The sequence below is a fragment of the Rhizobium sp. BK275 genome, from assembly GCF_014193555.1.
GTDB lineage: Bacteria > Pseudomonadota > Alphaproteobacteria > Rhizobiales > Rhizobiaceae > Rhizobium.
Genome location: NZ_JACHZL010000007.1, coordinates 298101 through 317391, shown reverse-complemented (window position 1 = coordinate 317391; position 19291 = coordinate 298101). Strand labels below are relative to the sequence as shown.

Here is a 19291-nt window from a genome sequence, read left to right as displayed (position 1 = left end):
TTGGACTCGTTGCATGGATCTGCAGAGGCTCATAGCAAGTCCATTATGACGTTTGGGTGACGGTCAGCGCAGAAAAGTCGAAAAGTTTCGGATCGAGCAGGTGCGACGGGTTCACATGCGCGAGCGCGCGCAGCATCGTGTCCTTGCGGCCAGGCATGCGGCGCTCGATATCGGCGAGCATGTCCTTCATCGCATTGCGCTGCAGCCCGTCCTGCGAGCCGCAGAGATCGCACGGAATGATTGGAAACTGCATGGCCGCCGCAAACCTAGCCATGTCGTCCTCGGCGCAATAGGCGAGCGGCCGCAGCACCATCAGGTTGCCTTCATCGTTCAGCAGCTTCGCCGGCATGGCGGCAAGCCGCCCGCCATGGAAGAAGTTCATGAAGAAGGTCTCAAGAATATCCTCGCGGTGATGGCCGAGCACCAGCGCATCGCAGCCTTCTTCGCGGGCGATCCGATAGAGATTGCCGCGGCGCAGACGCGAGCAGAGCGAACAGTACGTCGCCCCTTCAGGCACCTTTTCCTTCACGATCGAATAGGTATCGCGATATTCGATGCGATGTTTGACGCCGATCCTGGCGAGATATTCCGGCAGCACATGCTTCGGGAAATTCGGCTGGCCCTGATCGAGATTGCAGGCAATCAGCTCCACCGGCAGCAGGCCGCGCCATTGCAGGTCGAGCAGCAGCGCCAGGAGCCCATAGGAATCCTTGCCGCCGGAAATGCCGATCAGCCAGCGCTTCTGGCCATTCAACATATCGAAATCGTCGAAGGCCTGTCGCACTTGCCGCAAGAGACGTTTGCGCAGCTTGTTGAAGGAGACCGAATGCGGCGCGTCGGCAAACAGCGCATGGCCGATGCTGGTTTCAGCCGTTTCCAGATCGTCGGCAATATTGGCTGCGATATTCATCTTCTCGTCCAGTCTGATGTGCGTGTCCTGCTTAGCAGAAAGCCGCCGCCCAACCCAGTCTCAATCACCGAAAACGGACCAGCCGGTGCGCGCCGCCAGCATCTCCAGCGCCACCGCCCCAAGCTGCGAATTGCCGACTTTGTTCAGCCCCGGCGACCAGACAGCGATCGAGGCAATGCCCGGCGCCACCGCAAAGATGCCACCGCCGACGCCGCTCTTGCCCGGCAGGCCGACATGATAGGCGAAATCGCCGGAACCGTCGTAATGGCCGCAGGTTAACATCAGCGCATTGATGCGCCGCGCCCGCTTTGGCGAAACGACCGAATGACCGGTCAGCGGATTGCTGCCCCGTGCGGCCAGGAACAGGCCGGCGCGAGCCAGCTGCTCGCAGGTCATGGAGAGCGCGCACTGGTGGAAATAGACGCCAAGCACATGATCGACGGGATGGTCGAGATTGCGGTAGGAGCGCATGAAATTGGCAAGCGCGAAATTGCGATAACCGGTCGCCGTCTCCGAACGCGCCACCTTGTCGTCGATGGTGATGGATTCATCGTCTGCGAGGTAACGCACGAAGCGCAAAAATTCGCCGATCGCCTCGCGCGGCGCATGGCCGGCCATGACGACGTCGCTGACGGCGATCGCGCCGGCATTGATGAAGGGATTGCGCGGAATGCCATGCTCATGCTCGAGCTGGACGATGGAATTGAAGGCTGAGCCCGAAGGCTCGCGGCCGACCCGCTTCCACAGCCCCTCGCCCACCTTGCCGAGCGCCAGCGTCAGCATGAAGACCTTGGAAATGCTCTGGATGGAGAAGGCGACGTCGGCATGGCCGACGCTGTAGACCTTGCCGTCGACGGTGATGATCGACATGCCGAACTGCTGCGGATCGACCTTGGCAAGTTCGGGAATGTAATCCGCCACCTTGCCCTCGCCGATGCGGGGCTGAATCTCTTTGTGAATGCTGTCGAGGACTGCCTGCAAATCCATGATGGCTTCTCTCCAGAGAACAAAAAAGCCGCCTTGGAGGGCGGCTTTTCTGTATGCGAAAACGCCTCGCGTATTAACGCGAATAGAATTCGACGACCAGATGCGGTTCCATGACGACCGGGTACGGAACGTCGGACAGCGTCGGAACGCGTGCGAAAGTGGCAACCATCTTGTGGTGGTCGACTTCGACATAGTCAGGAACGTCGCGCTCTGCGAGCGAAACGGATTCCAGAACCGTAACGAGCTGCTTGGACTTTTCACGAACTTCGATGACGTCGCCGGCCTTGCAACGGTAAGAACCGATGTTGACGCGGACGCCGTTAACCGTGACGTGGCCATGGTTGACGAACTGACGGGCAGCAAAGACCGTCGGAACGAACTTGGCGCGGTAGACGATCGCGTCGAGACGGGATTCCAGAAGACCGATCAGGTTTTCCGAAGTGTCGCCCTTGCGGCGGTCAGCTTCAGCGAAGATGGCGCGGAACTGCTTCTCGCGCAGGTCACCGTAGTAACCCTTCAGCTTCTGCTTGGCGCGCAGCTGCACACCGAAGTCGGAAAGCTTGCCCTTGCGGCGCTGGCCGTGCTGGCCCGGACCGTATTCGCGGCGGTTCACCGGGGACTTCGGACGGCCCCAGATGTTTTCGCCCATACGGCGGTCGATCTTGTACTTGGACGATTCGCGCTTGCTCATCGTATTTCCTTTCAAAGTGTTATGACGGTTTGTTGCCAAACCGCGCGAAGGAAACACGCCCTCCTTTGATCCCGTTTCCAGGACCCGACAGGATCTTTCCATTCGCGAACGGACAAGATCCACGGGACATGTCAAATGAAACACCGGACATTGCTGCCCGGTGCTGGGGCGGTCTTTAGGGGTAAGTCACAGGATTGTCAAACAGAATCTGCCGCCGCAAGGCCTTTCTCGCCTGCCCGCTCCAGCGAACCAGCAAGTTTGCGCAAGAGGCCGGCAAGCGCGCGACGCTCGCCCTCATCGAGCGCGTCGAGATGGTCGAGTTCCCGCTTCATGTCTTCGCGGAAGGCCGCCTCGGCGCGTTTGATGCCCTCGTCCGTCAGCGCCACCTCGAAGCTGCGTTTATCCTGTGCCGAGCGTTCCCGCCGTATGAGCCCCGATTTCTCCAGTCTGTCGAGCCGGTGCGTCAAGCCGCCCGAGGAGATCAGCAGAAGGCTATAGAGTTCCGTCGGGGTCATTCTGTAGGGCGGCCCTGCCCTGCGGATCGTCGCAATCACATCGAACTCGCCGCGGTCGAGATCGAATTCGGCGAATGTTGCCTCGATGGAGGGCCGCACCAGATTGGAGAGCCGATAGATGCGCCCGAGAATGCTCATCGGTGTCGTATCGAGATCAGGCAATTCCTGAGCCCAGAGCGCGCGCAGCCGGTCGACATGATCTTCCGTTTCCATGGGGACTCCCAAACTATCTTGACGAGAAGATAAATCCATCAGAATATCTTCTCGTGAAGATAAAATCATAGCGAAGTCTGCAGCGTGATCCAAGGAGGAAATCATGTTCCATGTCATACCCCGTGAAAGCCAGCAGCAATTCGCCAACCGAACCATTCGTTTCGAGGGCGGCGACTTCGGTGCACCCGTCTCCATCTTCCTGATCGACAACGAGCCCGGCCAAGGCCCGGACCTGCATGTTCACCCCTATACGGAATTGTGGATCGTCCGCTCCGGCAAGGCGCGCTTTACCGTCGGCGAGGAAACGCTGGAGCCCAATCCCGGTGACATCGTCATCGTCAATGCCGAGACGCCGCATTGCTTCAAGAACGTGGGAACGACACGGCTGGAGCTCACCTGCATCCACGCCAGCCCGGAAATCATCCAGAGTTGGGTCTGAAAGGCCTATTCGGCAGCGCTCTTCAGGGCGTCGCTGTCGGGCGCATCGGCCGAACCCGGTGCGGTTTCTGCCTGCAGGTCCGGAAAGGCGACGATCCGCTTGCCCGTAAAGTCCGTGTGGACGACGATAAGACCCTGCTCTTCGAAATAGCCGAGCAGACGGCGAGCGCGCCGAGCCGAATGCGTGCCATAGGCACGCGCGATGCGGGCGTCGGAGGGGCAGGCCTCGCCACCGATCGCGGCCTTCGCCATCATCAGGAAAACGCCCTGCAGATCGTCGGTGACACCGTTGGAAAGCGAAAGCGCCGTCGCCCAGGCCTCGCCCGCCGCCATGTCAGGATCGACGCCCGACCGGGAGACCGCCACGCGCCGCCGGAAGTCCGGCAAGGACATCGGCGGTCCGGGAACGCGGCGCATGCGCAATCTTACCAGGAACTCCTGATAGAGAACCGCATCCGTGCGGAAGCCGGAGCCCGGATCGTCGAGGATTTCCGAGAGCACGCCTGCAAGCCGCTCCTCGCGCTCTTCGGCTGACAGTTCCGGCTGCGCCGCCCGCGGCTCGGCAGCCTGCATCGGGCTTGCTGCCGGCGTCGAGCGCGAAAGCTCGGCCAGAATATCGGTGGTCGGGCGCGGCGCCGGTGGAGCACGCCGCACGATCGGCCGCTGAAACTCCTCGGGATCGGGCGTGAAGATCAGGTCTTCCACATCCTGGGGCGCATCCGGCAGCGGCATCAGCTTCGGGCTCGACGAGCGCGCCGAGGTCTCGACATTGCCGATCTGGATCGGCAGCGGCCGACGCGACAATGCCGGGCCGAGGGCTACGAAATTGCCGCGCTTCAGGTCGCGGAACATTTCCGCCTGGCGCCGGTCCATACCGAGCAGGTCGGCAGCGCGCGCCATGTCGATATCGAGGAAGGTACGGCCCATCAGGAAGTTGGAGGCTTCAGCCGCGACGTTCTTGGCGAGCTTTGCCAGACGCTGCGTGGCGATGACGCCGGCAAGCCCGCGCTTTCGCCCACGGCACATCAGGTTGGTCATGGCCCCCAGCGAGGCCTTGCGCGCATCTTCCGACACGTCGCCGCCGACCGAGGGTGCAAACATCTGCGCTTCGTCGACCACGACCAGAACCGGATACCAATATTCGCGGTCGGCATCGAACATGCCGTTGAGGAAGGCGGCGGCGGCCCTCATCTGCTGCTCGATATCGAGCCCTTCCAGCGTCAGTACGCAGGAAACGCGGTGCTGACGAATGCGGTTGGCAATGCCGGCAAGCTCGGCCTCGGTCCGTTCGCCGTCGACCACAATATGGCCGAACCGGTCGGACAGCGTGACGAAATCACCTTCGGGATCGATGATGACCTGTTGCACCCATTGAGCGGATTGCTCCAGCAGGCGGCGCAGCAGATGCGATTTGCCGGATCCGGAATTGCCCTGCACGAGCAGACGCGTTGCCAGCAACTCCTCGATATCGAGCGTCGCCGGAGCGCCGGACGCCAATCCCATATCGATACCAACCTGCAATGCGAAACCTCTCGAGAGACTCAAATCAGCGACGTGCCATCCTTCCAGAAATGGCGGGCTTCCGTCTATCAAAGAATGCAGCCGATATCAGGGGCTGATTGAGGCAACCCACAGGGATTGTGCCGCCTCTGTCAGGCGTTTAGCCCGAAACCCTGCATCAACCGCCGGGTAGCGAAATCCGGATTGCCCGACGTGAAGATGGCAAAGTCGAAATTGTCGGGATGAACGGCGTCTGCCACTTGCGGCACCAGCGTTCGTGCGCGCCGAGCAATGGCTTCGGCCGGATCCAGCCAGTCCACCGGCCAGGGCGCGAGCCTGCGGAATAGATTGGCCATGAACGGATAATGCGTGCAGGCGAGTACCACGATATCGGTCTTGCGTCCGTCCTTCTCGACGAAGCACTGGTCGATTTCGGTCAGCACAGCATCGTCGGAAACGGCGTCGCCGCGGATATAAGCCTCTGCCATGCGCGCCAGGTTTTCCGAGCCGACCAGCCGCACATGGCATTGCTGGGCGAAGGACTGGATGAGATCGCGCGTATAGGCGCGCTTGACCGTGCCGGGCGTGGCGAGCACCGAGACGAGCCCGGAACGCGTGCGTTCGGCTGCCGGCTTGATCGCCGGCACAGTGCCGACGAAGGTCATTTGCGGAAAGGCAGCGCGCAGATCCGCACCCACAAGCGTGAAGGCCGTGTTGCAGGCGATTACGCAGACTTCCGGGTCGTAGTCTTCGAGCAGCTTGGCAAAGAGGCCGATGATGCGCTCCTTCAACGCTTGCTCTTCCCAGCCGCCATAGGGAAAGCCGGCATCGTCGGCGATGTAGATGAAGCCGCGTTCAGGCATCAGCACGCGCGCTTCGCGCAGCACCGTCAGCCCACCTATGCCGGAATCGAAGACGAGGACGGGTTTCAGCTCATTCGTCGGCGCTGTCATCGGTCGGGGCACCCTTGCCTGATCTGGTGAAACCGCCCTTGCGCGGGCTGTTGCGCGAAAAGCGGTCGAGGGAGGAGATGACGCCGCGCAGCACGCTTATTTCCTGCTCCGTGAATGCCCGGCGGGAGAGAACAGCGCGCAGGTTGTCGACCATTTTCGGCTTTTTCGAGGGCGGATGAAAATAGTTGCGTGAATCGAGTGCTTCTTCGAGCTGGTCGAACAGGCCGAAGAGCTGCTCCTTGGTGGAGGGCCTCTGTTCCAGCGCCTGGAATGGCACGGCTTCCAGATCGTCCATGCTCGATTTCATCCATTCATAGGACATCAGCAGCACGGCCTGGGCGATGTTGAGTGAGGCGAAAGCCGGATTGACCGGGAAAGTGACGATCTCGTCGGCAAGCGCCACTTCCTCGTTGGTCAGACCCCAACGCTCGCGGCCGAACAGGATGCCGGTCGCCTCGCCTGCTCGAAACCGGGTGCGCAGCGTTTGCGCGGCAAAGACCGGCGAGCGCACCGGCTTGTAGTTGTCGCGGCTGCGCGCCGTCGTCGCATAGACGAAATTGAGATCGGCAATCGCCTCTTCCAGCGTGGCGAAGACCTGCGTACCCTCGATCACATGATCGGCCTTGGAGGCGGCCGCCTGTGCCTTCTCATTCGGCCAGCCGTCACGCGGATTGACGAGGCGCAGATCGGCAAGGCCGAAATTCGCCATGGCGCGCGCCACCATGCCGATATTCTCGCCCATCTGCGGCTCGACCAGAATGATGACAGGCCCTTCGGCCAGAAGTTGACGCTCGCTGTTGGTGCCCGCCATGGTGCTTACTTGTGCTTCCTATTCCTGATTTACGGGCGCAATAGCTTTGCCGGCCGCAAACGGCAAGTCCTGCGTCTCCGTCGGGTAGAGCCGCGCCAGCGTGGAGCCGATCATCTCCACGGCCAGCCGGGCGCCCTCGCGCCAGAGCGGCAGGTGCCGGCCGGTCGGTCGAATCTGCTTTCGGGTGATCAGGAAACAGTCCGAGCCGCGGGGTGCCGCCGAATCCAGCATGCCGATATCGGCGGCGATCCTGCGTTTCAGATCGTCATCGACGGCATCGGCATGGTGGTTTCGTGCCAGAACACGCGACCAGTAGGTGACCGACAGGAAGATTGCCAGCGTCTGGCGGATCTGTCCCGGCCTGGTGACAATGGACCATGTGGAGCCGAGCGGGCGTGCGGCAAGCGTAATGTCGCGGTAGCAGGCATCGACCTTCTGCGAGATGACGATCAGTTCCGGCTGGCTCTTTTTGTCCGATACCGCCGACAGCAGCTCCTTCAGGGTCTCGAACCATTTGGTGAGCGCCGTATCGAGTGTCCCGCGCGTGCGTGCCGGCAGGACGAGGAAGGCCACCAGCGTTCCAGCGACCGCGCCGATCAGCGTTTCCTCCAGTCGCAGCTTCAGAAGATCGAAGGTCAGGACACCCATCATGCCATAGACCAGGCAGAGCACGATCGAGATGAAGAAGGTCATCGTCGCATAGGAAATCTGCAGGAAGTAGAAGGCGAGGAAGACGCAGACGATCGAAACGGCAATGGCAATACCCATCTGGTGGGAAAGCAATGAGGCCAGCACCAGGCCGAAGGCGATGCCGAACAGCGTACCGATCGAGCGCTGCAGCGCCTTGATGGCCGTGTCGCCGCGCGAATTGGTATTGCTGAAGACGAGGAAGGAAGCGAGCACCGCCCAGAACCAGCGCTCGCGCGACAGCGCCAGCCCGAGCGTCATGGCAATCGCCGCCGCCAGCGTGATCTGCAGGGCAGAACGCATCACCGGGTTCTTCAGCGAGAAGTCGACTGTCGTGGGCGTCGTAACTTCCTCGACGGAGGCGATCTCGGCAAAATCCGTCCTGCGCCCGGTATCGATCGTTTCGACGAGCTGCCGGCGCGCCGCTCCGAGCCAGAGCAGCGCCCGCGCCGTCTCGCCCTGCGGCTGACCGTCCATATCGGCGACCGCCTTTTCCTGCGCAGACAGCACTGCCTTGTCATCCTCGATGACGGCATGGACGAGCACAAAGGACGGCGCGCTCTGATAGCTCAGCACGATGGCGCTTTCGGTCGCCAGATGCGCATCGAACAGCCGGATCGCCAGTTCCGCGGCCGGAGCGGAAGCGCCATCGAAAACGCCGCCCGGCGGGCGCGGAATGAAGCTCTCGGCCATCAGCACCACTTCCTTCAGCCGGTCTTCCAGCTGGCGCAGCTCCTGCCGGTCGTCCGCATCGACCTTTCCATCCGCTGCCAGGGCAGCAAGCTTGAAGAGGATCTGATTGATGCGGCCCCGCACGCTCTCCAGTGAACGCAGCAGGTCGCGCCGCCAATTGTCGGGCAGAAGCACCGCCCTCACCCAATGGCTGACGAGCGCCGAGACAACTGGGCCGATCAGGACGACAGGCAATTCCCCGATCGTCGGGTGGAAGTAGGCGCCCAGGAAATAGGAAGTGAAAGCGAACATGCCGATCGCAAAGCCGCGCGGGCCGTAGACGCGCGCGGATGAAGCGAGGAAGATCACCACGAGGAAAATGAAATCCGAGAGAATGCGTTGCGACTCGAGCGCCGCCGCGATGCCGACCACGACGAGGCTTGCAAGACAGCCGAGCAGCCTGGTGATGAGCTGGCTCGCCGAGCCCTTGTCGCGCACCGCGACTCCGCCTTCGATCGACAGCACGATGCCGAGCCCATAGGACGCGATCGGCAGCGGCACGATGAGCAGGTGGATCAAAAGCAGGATCGCGAATGAGAGCAGGATCGACAGCGTAACCCGCGTGCCCATGCGCAAGCGCGACAGCGCCGGGTCGTTGGCAAGCAGCCAGTCTCGGAACTCAAAGCCGGAAATCACCCTTGCCAGTCCTCACGCACGCCGGATGCGGCAAACCCGAGAGCGAGATACCGCCGCCCCGGTAAAAATCAAATCATCCCGGTGTCAGCATACGGTGTCACCAGTCGTCACTCGCCGTTGGCGATCTGCACCATGGCTTCCTTGAGCGAGATCGGCCCCTGGCCCTCTTCGCCCTGGATCATGATATCGTCGATGACGGATTTGCCGTTCTCCTCGATCACCTCGAAACGCACGGTCGTGAAGGCATCTCTGTTGGGTGTGCCTTCCATGCAGGTCGCCGCCTTGAACTTCGCCGTCACCTCGGTCGTGCCGTTGGCCGGCTGGCCGCTTTCGATGGAGAGGTCCTGCAGCGGGCAGGCATCCTGGCCGTTGACGATCACATCATAATCGAAGGGCGAAATGCCATCCTCGTCGGCTGCTGGGTTTTGAGCTGCCGCCTTGTATTTGTCGCCGAAATCCTTGCTGTAGAGCCGGCTGAGCGTACCTTCTTCGAAAATATCGATCCAGTCGCTGTTCTCGCCCGCCCAGTTTTTCTGTGTGTCCTTCATGATCTCCCTGACCGGCGCAATGGCATCGGCCGCAATCGAAAGGCCGGGTGCAAAAGACAGGGCGGCAACGAGGCCGGCAAGCAGAACGGCGATCTTCTTCATGGCAAAATGTCCGGGACTCGGGGGGCTTATGCCGGCGAGACTAGCCATTTTCCAGCACTTGGCAATGGCGGCAAAAACGCTACGTCCCTGCCCGTTCGGCTTTGCGTTCCCGGCTCACAATGCTATAGCGCTCCGGACCCACATCACCCACCCGGGACAGCTGTCCCTTTCTTAAGCTTACGAGGCAGATACATGAAGAAGATCAAGGTCGCCAATCCCGTCGCCGATCTCGACGGCGATGAAATGACTCGCATCATTTGGCAGCTCATCAAGGATAAGCTGATCCATCCGTATCTCGACCTCGACATCGACTATTACGACCTCTCGGTCGAAAACCGCGACGCCACCAACGACCAGGTAACGGTCGATGCCGCCAACGCCATCAAGAAGTACGGTGTCGGCATCAAGTGCGCGACGATCACGCCGGACGAAGCCCGCGTGAAGGAATTCAACCTCAAGGAAATGTGGAAGAGCCCGAACGGCACGATCCGCAACATCCTCGGCGGCGTCATCTTCCGCGAGCCGATCATCTGCCGTAACGTTCCCCGCCTCGTTCCCGGCTGGACGCAGCCGATCGTCGTCGGCCGCCACGCTTTCGGTGACCAGTACCGCGCAACCGACTTCAAGTTCCCCGGCAAGGGCAAGCTGACGATCAAGTTCGTCGGTGAAGATGGCACGGTCATCGAGAAGGAAGTCTTCAACGCACCGGGCGCCGGCGTTGCCATGGCCATGTACAACCTCGATGAATCGATCCGCGAATTCGCCCGCGCCTCGATGATGTACGGCCTGATGCGCAAGTGGCCGGTCTACCTGTCGACCAAGAACACCATCCTCAAGGCTTATGACGGCCGCTTCAAGGATATCTTCGAAGAAGTCTACGAGACCGAATTCAAGGATCAGTTCAAGGAAGCCGGCATCACCTACGAACACCGCCTGATCGACGACATGGTCGCCTCCGCTCTCAAGTGGTCCGGCGGCTATGTCTGGGCCTGCAAGAACTATGACGGCGACGTCCAGTCCGACACGGTTGCCCAGGGCTTCGGCTCGCTCGGCCTGATGACCTCGGTTCTCCTGACGCCCGATGGCAAGACGGTTGAAGCCGAAGCCGCTCACGGCACGGTCACCCGCCACTATCGCCAGCACCAGAAGGGCCAGGAAACCTCGACGAACTCGATCGCTTCCATCTTCGCCTGGACCCGTGGCCTCGCGCACCGCGCCAAGCTCGACGACAATGCCGAGCTCGCCCGCTTTGCTTCCACACTGGAAAAGGTCTGCGTCGATACCGTCGAATCCGGATTCATGACCAAGGACCTGGCGCTGCTCATCGGCCCGGATCAGCCGTGGCTCTCCACGACGGCTTTCCTCGACAAGATCGACCAGAACCTACAGGCCGCAATGGCCTGAGCCCTGCTCGGATAGACAATCGGAAAACCCGGCCTTCGCGCCGGGTTTTTTGTTATCCGGCGAAATTGGCTTCTGCTCCTAAATTAGCAATTACTTTAAAAAGTAAGCCTCGCGTAAGTTGCAAGGCCTATTCAGAAACTCGCCTAGGCATGGAGGTTCTGATGGCCAAGAAGAGTTTTGTCCCCGAATTCCTGCAACTTGTAAGGCTGCTCGCGCGTCGCGAGGGTCAGGATATGATTGTCTTCTATCTCGATCTCGCGTTACTCGAGACCCAGACCCAGCACTATAATCAGCGTTTTCGCTCGCCTGCCGGTCCGGCCGCGACTGCAGACGCGCTCCCCTCGACCGAAATCATTCCCCGCGCAGCCGTGAAGGCGCCGCCGGCGCCAAAGGTTGAAATCTCCCGTGCCAGTGCTACGAAAAGAGCATGGGAGAGAGGAGAGCACGATGACCGACGAAATCACCTTCTACACCAACCCGATGTCGCGCGGCCGGATAGCACGGTGGATGCTGGAAGAAACCGGCGTCCCATATCATACCGAAATCCTGACCTTCGGCGGAACGATGAAGGAGCCGGGCTATCTGTCCGTCAACCCGATGGGCAAGGTGCCGGCGATCCGTCATGGGAAGACGATCGTGACGGAATGCGCGGCGATCTGTGCGTATCTTGCGGACACTTTTCCGCAGGCAAGGCTCGGCCCGCAGCCCGATGAACGCGCCGATTATTACCGCTGGATGTTTTTCGCCGCCGGGCCGCTGGAAGCGTCCGTCACGCTGAAGGCGCTCGGCTTCGAAATCCCGCAGGAGCGACTCCGCATGGCAGGCTGCGGCTCTTTCGGCGATGTCATGGGCACGCTGGAAAAGGCTATTTTGGCCGCCTCTCCCTATATCGCCGGCAAACGTTTCACGGCTGCCGACGTCTACGTCGGCTCGCATGTCGGCTGGGGTCTCGCCTTCGGAAGTATCGAAAAGCGCCAGGCCTTTGTCGATTATTTCGGCCGCCTTGCCGAACGCGATGCCTATAAGCGGGCAACCGCGCTCGATGATGAGGCGGCAAAGGCCATGCAGGCTGCCTGAGCGTTTCGTTTATGCCAGCGGCATGCAGATATCCGTCCGCAATTCGGTCGGCGCGACTTCGCGCGGATTGTTGAGATATTCCTCGAACATGACGCGATCCCGGATCTGCCGGCCGGAGGCAGGCAGCCACTGGGCGTAGAGCCACTGATAGGCCTTGTACATATCGGCGTAAGGCCCCTTGTGGTGCAGCACGGCATAGTCGCCGCCCTCCACCATGCGCCGCTCCAGCGGTGCGTTGGCGGGCGTCTCTTCGCCAGCCGCGACACAGGCGACAGAGCGCAGATTTTCGGGCTGCACGAGATCGGGATCATCGAGATAGACGCCGATCATCCGCATCTCGGGTTTTGCGAGCCCGCGGGCATAGAGCGTGCCGAACAGCGTCTCGAAGGCCTTGCCGATCTCCATATAGGAGCCGGTATGGGGAACGCCGACCAATTCGAGCGGCGGGATGGTTTTCAGGGTGACATCAAACATGGCTGTCGCCTTTCCGGAGGTTGAGGGTTCGAACTGCGTGTGGCTTCCCTCTTTCCGGTAGCGTGCCGGCGGCATGCCATAGACCGATTTGAAAATGCGGTTGAAGGATTGGAGATTGGGATAGCCTGATCGCTTCGCAATCTCGCCGACATCAAGATCCGTGCGGACGATATCGCCCGCCGCGCGATGCAGCCGCAGCCGCTTGACGGTTGCCGCCAGCGTCTCGCCGTAAATCGCCCGATAGATCCGGTGCCAGTGATAGCTCGACAGGCAGGCGATCTCGGCCAGCCGCTCCATATCCAGATCCTCGTCCAGATGATCGTGGATATAGGCCGAAACCCGTCTCAGACGGGTTTCATAAAGCGCCCATGCCGTTTCACCCACCATGTCAAACCCTTTGCAAATCGATCGGCCCACCAAAGCATAGCCCGATTTGACAAATCCTGCTGACTTGCCACGAAACGCAAGAGGCCTGCTCTTTCGCCATCATCGAGCAAAAAGCGGCGTTCGCCCAAAAACAAAAGGCGGGAACAGGTCCCGCCTTGCAATCAACCTATGCCGGAAGCTCAGCCTGCGAGTGCCGCTGCAACAGCCTCGAGCGCCTGGTCGGCCTTGGCTCCGTCAGGACCGCCCGCCTGCGCCATGTCAGGACGACCGCCGCCGCCCTTGCCGCCGAGCGCTGCGGAGGCAACGCGCACCAGATCGACGGCGCTGAAACGATCCACGAGATCGGGCGTGACGGCAACGACAGCACTTGCCTTGCCATCCTCGGAAACGCCGATCAGCGTCACGATGCCGGAGCCGATGCTGGACTTGCCGTCATCGGCGAGACCTTTGAGATCCTTCGGGTCGACGCCGGTCACGGCCTTGCCGAGGAACTTGACGCCGGCGACCTCGCGCACGGCATCGGCAGAACCGCCCTGCCCGCCGCTCATGGCGAGCTTGCGCTTGGCATCCGCCAATTCCTTTTCGAGTTTGCGGCGCTCGTCCATCAGCGCCTCGACACGGCCAAGCACTTCCGATGGCTGCACCTTCAGCGAGGCCGCGAGCGTCTTCACGCGATCATCCTGTTCGGCGAGATATTCGCGTGCCGATTCACCGGTTACCGCTTCGATACGGCGAACGCCGGCACCGACGGCGCTTTCGCCGAGGATGCGCACGAGGCCGATCTGGCCGGTCGCCGACACATGCGTGCCGCCACAGAGCTCGACCGAATAGGGCCTGTTGGCCTTCGCGCCATGCAGACCCGTGCCCATCGAGACGACGCGCACTTCGTCACCGTACTTTTCGCCGAAGAGCGCCATTGCGCCTTCCTCGATCGCGTCGTCGACGCTCATCAGGCGGGTCGTGACCGGCGCGTTCTGCAGCACGATCTCGTTTGCCATCTCTTCGACGACCTTGAGTTCTTCTGCCGTCATCGGCTTCGGATGCGACACGTCGAAGCGCAGGCGCTCGGGCGCGACCAAAGAACCCTTCTGGGCGACATGTGTGCCGAGCACTTCGCGCAGCGCCTCATGCAGCAGATGGGTTGCCGAGTGGTTGGCGCGCAGGCGCGAACGGCGGGCATGATCGACCGTCAGCACGACCGCATCGCCGTCCTTGAACGTGCCTTCGATGACAGTACCCAGATGCACGAACAGGCCCTCGCCCCTCTTCTGCGTATCCGAAATCTCGATCTTGCCGTGGTCGGACGAGATCACGCCGGTATCGCCCATCTGGCCGCCGGACTCACCGTAGAACGGCGTCTGGTTGACGACGACCTGCACCTTGTCGCCGGCCTTGGCCCCAGTCGAAACCTTGCCATCCTTGACGATTGCCTGCACCACGCCTTCGGCCGTTTCCGTGTCGTAACCCAGGAATTCGGTCGCGCCGTGCTTTTCCTTGAGCTCGAACCAGACGGTTTCGGTTGCCTTCTCGCCGGAGCCGGCCCAGTGCGAGCGGGCTTCAGCCTTTTGGCGCTGCATCGCATCGGTGAAGCCGGAAATATCGACGCCGATCTCGCGGGCGCGCAGCGCATCCTGCGTCAGATCGAGCGGGAAGCCGTAGGTGTCGTAGAGCTTGAAGGCGGTCTCGCCGTCCAGCATGTCGCCCTTGCCGAGGTCCGTCGTCGCATCCGACAGCAGCGACAGGCCGCGCTCCAGCGTCTTGCGGAAGCGGTTTTCCTCGAGCTTCAGCGTCTCGGAGATCAGCGCCTCGGCGCGCACGAGTTCCGGATAGGCGCGGCCCATCTGCTGCACCAGCGTCGGCAGCAGCTTGTACATCAGCGGTTCCTTGGCGCCGAGAAGCTGGGCGTGGCGCATGGCGCGGCGCATGATACGGCGCAGCACGTAGCCGCGGCCTTCATTGGACGGCAGTACGCCATCGGCGATCAGGAAGGCAGACGAGCGAAGGTGGTCGGCGATGACGCGGTGGCTTGCGGAACCCTCGGCCTTGACGCCCATCGTGTCTTCGATGGCGCCGATCAGCGTGCGGAACAGGTCCGTGTCGAAGACGCTCTGGACGCCCTGCAGAACGGCGGCCATGCGCTCCAGACCCATGCCGGTATCGATCGACGGGCGCGGCAGCGGGTTGCGCACGCCGGGTTCGGTCTGCTCGAACTGCATGAAGACGAGGTTCCAGAATTCCAGGAACCGGTCGCCATCTTCTTCCGGCGAACCGGGAGGGCCGCCCCAGACATTCTCACCCTGGTCGATGAAGATTTCCGAGCACGGGCCGCAAGGACCGGTATCGCCCATCTGCCAGAAATTGTCAGAGGTCGGGATGCGGATGATCTTGTCGTCCGAGAAACCGGCGATCTTCTTCCAGAGCGACGCTGCTTCCTCGTCTTCGGAATAGACCGTGACCAGCAGCCGGCTCTTCGGCAGGTCGAAACCTTCGGTGACGAGTTTCCAGGCAAGCTCGATCGCATTCTCCTTGAAATAGTCGCCGAAGGAGAAGTTGCCGAGCATTTCGAAGAAGGTCAGGTGACGCGCAGTATAGCCGACATTGTCGAGGTCGTTGTGCTTGCCGCCGGCGCGCACGCATTTCTGCGAGGTGGTTGCGGTCGAATAGGGACGCTTTTCGAGGCCGGTGAAGACGTTCTTGAACTGCACCATGCCGGCATTGGTGAACATCAGCGTCGGATCATTGCGCGGCACGAGCGGGCTCGATGGAACGATCTCGTGGCCGTTCTTCTTGAAGTAGTCGAGGAAGGTCGACCGGATATCGTTTACACCGCTCATTTCATGCCCTTCGATGCTGCCTGCAGGCAGGTAAAATTAAATCCATCGGCTTTTATCGTTCGACCTAGCCACTGTCCAGCAAACAAACAAAACCGGCCGCATTCTCGTTGGGGAATGCGGCCGGCAGGAAATCTGCTTCAACGGTAGAGGCGAAAATTACATATCGCCATCACCCGCATCGTCACCGGCGTCAGGGCCGCCGTTCTGCAGGAAGCGATCGGCGATCAGACCGGCATTCTGGCGCAGCGCGGTTTCGATCTCGCGGGCGAGATCCGGATTGTCGCGCAGGAAGATCTTGGCGTTCTCGCGGCCCTGGCCCAGGCGCTGGCTGTTATAGGAGAACCAGGCGCCGGATTTCTCGACGATACCGGCCTTGACGCCGAGGTCGATGAGTTCGCCGGTCTTGGAGACGCCTTCGCCATACATAATGTCGAATTCGACCTGCTTGAAGGGAGGTGCCATCTTGTTCTTGACGACCTTGACGCGCGTCTGGTTGCCGATCACCTCTTCGCGTTCCTTGACCTGGCCGATGCGGCGGATGTCGAGGCGGACGGAAGCATAGAACTTGAGCGCGTTACCGCCCGTCGTCGTTTCCGGCGAACCGAACATGACGCCGATCTTCATGCGGATCTGGTTGATGAAGATCACCATCGTATTCGACTTGGAGATCGAAGCCGTCAGCTTGCGAAGCGCCTGGCTCATCAGACGGGCCTGCATGCCCGGCAGGTTGTCGCCCATTTCACCTTCGATTTCGGCGCGCGGCGTCAGCGCTGCAACCGAGTCGACGACGAGGACGTCGATGGCGCCGGAGCGCACCAGCGTATCGGTGATTTCAAGCGCCTGTTCGCCGGTGTCGGGCTGGGAGATCAAAAGGTTCTGCAGGTCGACGCCGAGCTTGCGGGCATAGACCGGATCGAGAGCGTGTTCGGCGTCAACGAAGGCGCAGATACCGCCCTTCTTCTGGGCTTCGGCAATGGTCTGCAGAGCGAGTGTCGTCTTGCCGGAGCTTTCGGGACCATAGATCTCGATGATACGACCCTTCGGCAGACCGCCAATGCCGAGAGCGATATCGAGGCTGAGAGAACCCGTGGAAACCGTTTCGATCTCGACGATGTTCTCGTTCGAGCCGAGTTTCATGATCGAGCCCTTGCCGAACGACCGCTCGATCTGTGAGAGTGCCGCTTCGAGCGCCTTGCTTTTGTCCACCGATTTGTCCTCTACGAGCCGCAATGAATTCTGAGACATTCGATCCACCTTTAGGTTATTGACGCTGCTCAAGCAATGTCGCCGCTGATGGGAAGTTTGTACCCTATTTGTTCTTATTTCGCAATGGGGTTGCAAATAATTGAAAGAAAAAGGTAAAACGGCCTGTGTTCTATTTTTGTTTTATCGATGCAAAGCAACGGCTTAGTGCGCGTCGGCCCGCGAATGTGGCCACTTTGCCCACCTTTCGATTCGCTTCCGGAGTGCAGAAATGAGCCGCAAGATTCTCGTTCTCGGTGGCGCCCATATCGATCGCCGCGGCCGCATTGCCGGAGAGACGGCGCCCGGTGCCAGCAACCCCGGAACATGGTTCGAGGAACCGGGCGGCGGCGGCTTCAATGCGGCGCGTAATCTCGCCCGGCTCGGCTTCGATGTAACGATGATTTCGCCACGCGGCGGTGACCCGATCGGCGAGATGGTGAGCGAGGCGGCCGACTTCGCGGGGATAGACGACCGCCCCTTCGTCTTTCTCGACCGCAAGACGCCGAGCTATACGGCGATCATCGAGAAGGACGGCAATCTCGTCATCGCGCTGGCGGATATGGAGCTCTACCGCTTCTTCGCGCCGCGGCGGCTCTCGATCCGCTGGGTGCGTGATGCCTTTGCTGCCACCGATTTCATCCTCTTCGATGCCAACCTGCCGGAGGAAACGGCAGTGGCGATCGTCGCAAAGGCAAAGGCACTCGGCAAGCCGGTCGCGGCAATCGCCATTTCGCCGGCCAAGGTCGTGCGCCTCCTGCCCTGCCTCGATGGCATCGACTATCTCTTCCTCAATGAGGCCGAGGCCGCGGCCCTTGTCGGCGACCGTCCGGAAGACGCGACCGCCTGGCCGTCCCTGCTCGGTGACATCGGCATTAGCGGTGCGGTCGTCACCCGCGGCCAGCGCGAACTCGTCGCCTTCAAGGATGGACGTGCGTTTGTCCTTCAGCCGCCCATTTCGGACATTGTCGCCGATGTCACCGGCGCGGGAGATTCGCTGGCAGCCGGCACGCTCTCTGCGCTCATGCGTGGCCTCCCGCTCGAAGAAGCGGTCCGTCATGGCGCGGCGGCGGCAGCGTTGACCGTCCAGTCATCGCATGCCGTCAACGAAAATCTTTCGCCGGAACTGCTCCGCGACATGCTTTCGCTTGTCCCGGCGGCGAGAATTCTGCATTGAAGCCGCTAAATCGATAAACGGATACGGATCATGACCAAACCCTTCTCGCCCCTGCTGCCGATCTCCTACTCGAAGGAAGTGGCAGCCGCCAAACAGCGCGGCGCGCCGATCGTGGCGCTCGAATCGACCATCATCACCCATGGCATGCCCTACCCCGGCAATATCGAAATGGCGCGCAGCGTCGAAGCGATCATCCGCGATCAGGGTGCCGTTCCCGCGACCATCGCCGTCATCCACGGCACGCTGCATATCGGCCTCGAAGCTGCCGAACTGGAGCAACTCGCCCAGGCCAAGGACGTGATGAAGGTCTCGCGCGCCGATATCGCCTTCGCGATCGCCGAACGCCGCACCGGTGCGACCACCGTTGCCGCGACGATGATTGCAGCGGCACGGGCCGGCATCAAGGTCTTCGCCACCGGCGGCATCGGCGGCGTGCATCGCGGCGCTGAAGAGACTTTCGACATCTCCGCCGACCTCGAAGAGCTCGCCCGCACCGGCGTCATCGTCGTTTGCGCCGGCGCCAAGGCGATCCTCGATATTCCCAAGACGCTGGAAGTGCTGGAAACCCGCGGCGTGCCCGTCGTCACCTATGAAAGCGATGAATTCCCGGCCTTCTGGTCGCGCTCGTCCGGCATCCGCAGCCCGCTAACCCTGAACAGCCCGGCCGCGATCGCCAACTTCCAGACGACCCGCGAACAGCTCGGCATCGAAGGCGGCATGCTGATTGCCAATCCGGTTCCAGAAGCCGACGAAATCGCCCGAGAGGAGATGGAAATCTACATCGAGCGTGCGCTTGATAGTGCCGAGCGCGACGAAATCACCGGCAAGGCGGTAACGCCTTACCTCTTGAGCACGATCTTCGACCTGACGGATGGTCAGAGCCTGAAGACGAACATTGCGCTGGTGGAGAATAATGCACGGTTGGCGGCGGAGATCGCCGTGGCGCTTGGCGAGTGATTTTTGATGGGGCGGG

At 61.3% G+C, this 19291-nt stretch carries 17 protein-coding genes; 5 read left to right on the top strand and 12 right to left on the bottom strand.

Annotation, left to right across the window (positions count from 1 at the left end):
* Positions 1–43 precede the first annotated feature (43 nt).
* From ttcA to FHT82_RS22715, 4 genes are all read right to left on the bottom strand, one after another.
* The gene (ttcA, locus tag FHT82_RS22730; protein ID WP_183734930.1) at positions 44–910 is read right to left on the bottom strand and encodes a tRNA 2-thiocytidine(32) synthetase TtcA; all 867 of its coding nucleotides are present in this window, start codon (positions 908–910) and stop codon (positions 44–46) included.
* A 60-nt stretch (positions 911–970) separates the two neighbouring features.
* Positions 971–1900 carry a glutaminase gene (locus FHT82_RS22725; RefSeq protein WP_183735102.1) on the bottom strand — a complete coding sequence of 310 codons (930 nt, stop codon included), beginning with the start codon at positions 1898–1900 and terminating at the stop codon, positions 971–973.
* A gap of 70 nt (positions 1901–1970) precedes the next feature.
* The gene (gene rpsD, locus FHT82_RS22720) at positions 1971–2588 is read right to left on the bottom strand and encodes a 30S ribosomal protein S4 (RefSeq protein ID WP_183734929.1); all 618 of its coding nucleotides are present in this window, start codon (positions 2586–2588) and stop codon (positions 1971–1973) included.
* 197 nt (positions 2589–2785) lie between these two features.
* Entirely contained in the window at positions 2786–3316 is a 531-nt protein-coding gene (locus FHT82_RS22715) for a MarR family transcriptional regulator (RefSeq protein ID WP_183734928.1), read from the bottom strand.
* Positions 3317–3419: 103 nt separating this feature from the next.
* Here FHT82_RS22715 and FHT82_RS22710 point away from each other — a divergent pair, with 103 nt between their 5' ends.
* Positions 3420–3755: a cupin domain-containing protein gene (locus FHT82_RS22710; RefSeq protein WP_183734927.1), complete on the top strand. Its 336-nt coding sequence runs from the start codon at positions 3420–3422 to the stop codon at positions 3753–3755.
* Positions 3756–3760: 5 nt separating this feature from the next.
* On the opposite strand, the gene FHT82_RS22705 is transcribed toward FHT82_RS22710, so the two are convergent.
* From FHT82_RS22705 to FHT82_RS22685, 5 genes are all read right to left on the bottom strand, one after another.
* On the bottom strand, positions 3761–5275 hold the full coding sequence (locus FHT82_RS22705) for an ATP-binding protein (RefSeq protein ID WP_183734926.1): 1515 nt from the start codon (positions 5273–5275) through the stop codon (positions 3761–3763).
* Between the two features lie 131 nt (positions 5276–5406).
* Positions 5407–6207: a glutamate racemase gene (gene murI / locus FHT82_RS22700; protein WP_183734925.1), complete on the bottom strand. Its 801-nt coding sequence runs from the start codon at positions 6205–6207 to the stop codon at positions 5407–5409.
* On the bottom strand, positions 6188–7018 hold the full coding sequence (locus FHT82_RS22695) for an RNA methyltransferase (protein WP_183734924.1): 831 nt from the start codon (positions 7016–7018) through the stop codon (positions 6188–6190). The genes murI and FHT82_RS22695 overlap by 20 nt, the downstream gene beginning before the upstream one ends.
* Before the next feature lie 18 nt (positions 7019–7036).
* Positions 7037–9073: an FUSC family protein gene (locus FHT82_RS22690; protein ID WP_183734923.1), complete on the bottom strand. Its 2037-nt coding sequence runs from the start codon at positions 9071–9073 to the stop codon at positions 7037–7039.
* A 107-nt stretch (positions 9074–9180) separates the two neighbouring features.
* On the bottom strand, positions 9181–9723 hold the full coding sequence (locus FHT82_RS22685) for a hypothetical protein (RefSeq protein ID WP_183734922.1): 543 nt from the start codon (positions 9721–9723) through the stop codon (positions 9181–9183).
* A 192-nt stretch (positions 9724–9915) separates the two neighbouring features.
* Between FHT82_RS22685 and FHT82_RS22680 the strand changes: the two genes are divergently transcribed.
* Both FHT82_RS22680 and FHT82_RS22675 read left to right on the top strand, forming a co-directional pair.
* Positions 9916–11127 carry an NADP-dependent isocitrate dehydrogenase gene (locus FHT82_RS22680; RefSeq protein ID WP_183734921.1) on the top strand — a complete coding sequence of 404 codons (1212 nt, stop codon included), beginning with the start codon at positions 9916–9918 and terminating at the stop codon, positions 11125–11127.
* 447 nt (positions 11128–11574) lie between these two features.
* On the top strand, positions 11575–12204 hold the full coding sequence (locus FHT82_RS22675; RefSeq protein ID WP_183734920.1) for a glutathione S-transferase family protein: 630 nt from the start codon (positions 11575–11577) through the stop codon (positions 12202–12204).
* A gap of 9 nt (positions 12205–12213) precedes the next feature.
* Here FHT82_RS22675 and FHT82_RS22670 read toward each other — a convergent pair whose 3' ends face one another.
* The 3 genes from FHT82_RS22670 to recA form a co-directional block, all read right to left on the bottom strand.
* Positions 12214–13065 carry an AraC family transcriptional regulator gene (locus FHT82_RS22670; RefSeq protein ID WP_183734919.1) on the bottom strand — a complete coding sequence of 284 codons (852 nt, stop codon included), beginning with the start codon at positions 13063–13065 and terminating at the stop codon, positions 12214–12216.
* A 179-nt stretch (positions 13066–13244) separates the two neighbouring features.
* Positions 13245–15899, bottom strand: coding sequence for an alanine--tRNA ligase (gene alaS, locus FHT82_RS22665; protein WP_183734918.1), 2655 nt, complete (start codon positions 15897–15899; stop codon positions 13245–13247).
* Positions 15900–16055: 156 nt separating this feature from the next.
* Positions 16056–17144 carry a recombinase RecA gene (recA, locus tag FHT82_RS22660; RefSeq protein ID WP_112547765.1) on the bottom strand — a complete coding sequence of 363 codons (1089 nt, stop codon included), beginning with the start codon at positions 17142–17144 and terminating at the stop codon, positions 16056–16058.
* A 229-nt stretch (positions 17145–17373) separates the two neighbouring features.
* Between recA and FHT82_RS22655 the strand changes: the two genes are divergently transcribed.
* The gene (locus FHT82_RS22655) at positions 17374–18318 is read left to right on the top strand and encodes a carbohydrate kinase family protein (protein WP_183734917.1); all 945 of its coding nucleotides are present in this window, start codon (positions 17374–17376) and stop codon (positions 18316–18318) included.
* Positions 18319–18348: 30 nt separating this feature from the next.
* The gene (locus FHT82_RS22650) at positions 18349–19275 is read left to right on the top strand and encodes a pseudouridine-5'-phosphate glycosidase (protein WP_183734916.1); all 927 of its coding nucleotides are present in this window, start codon (positions 18349–18351) and stop codon (positions 19273–19275) included.
* The last annotated feature ends 16 nt before the right edge of the window (positions 19276–19291 follow it).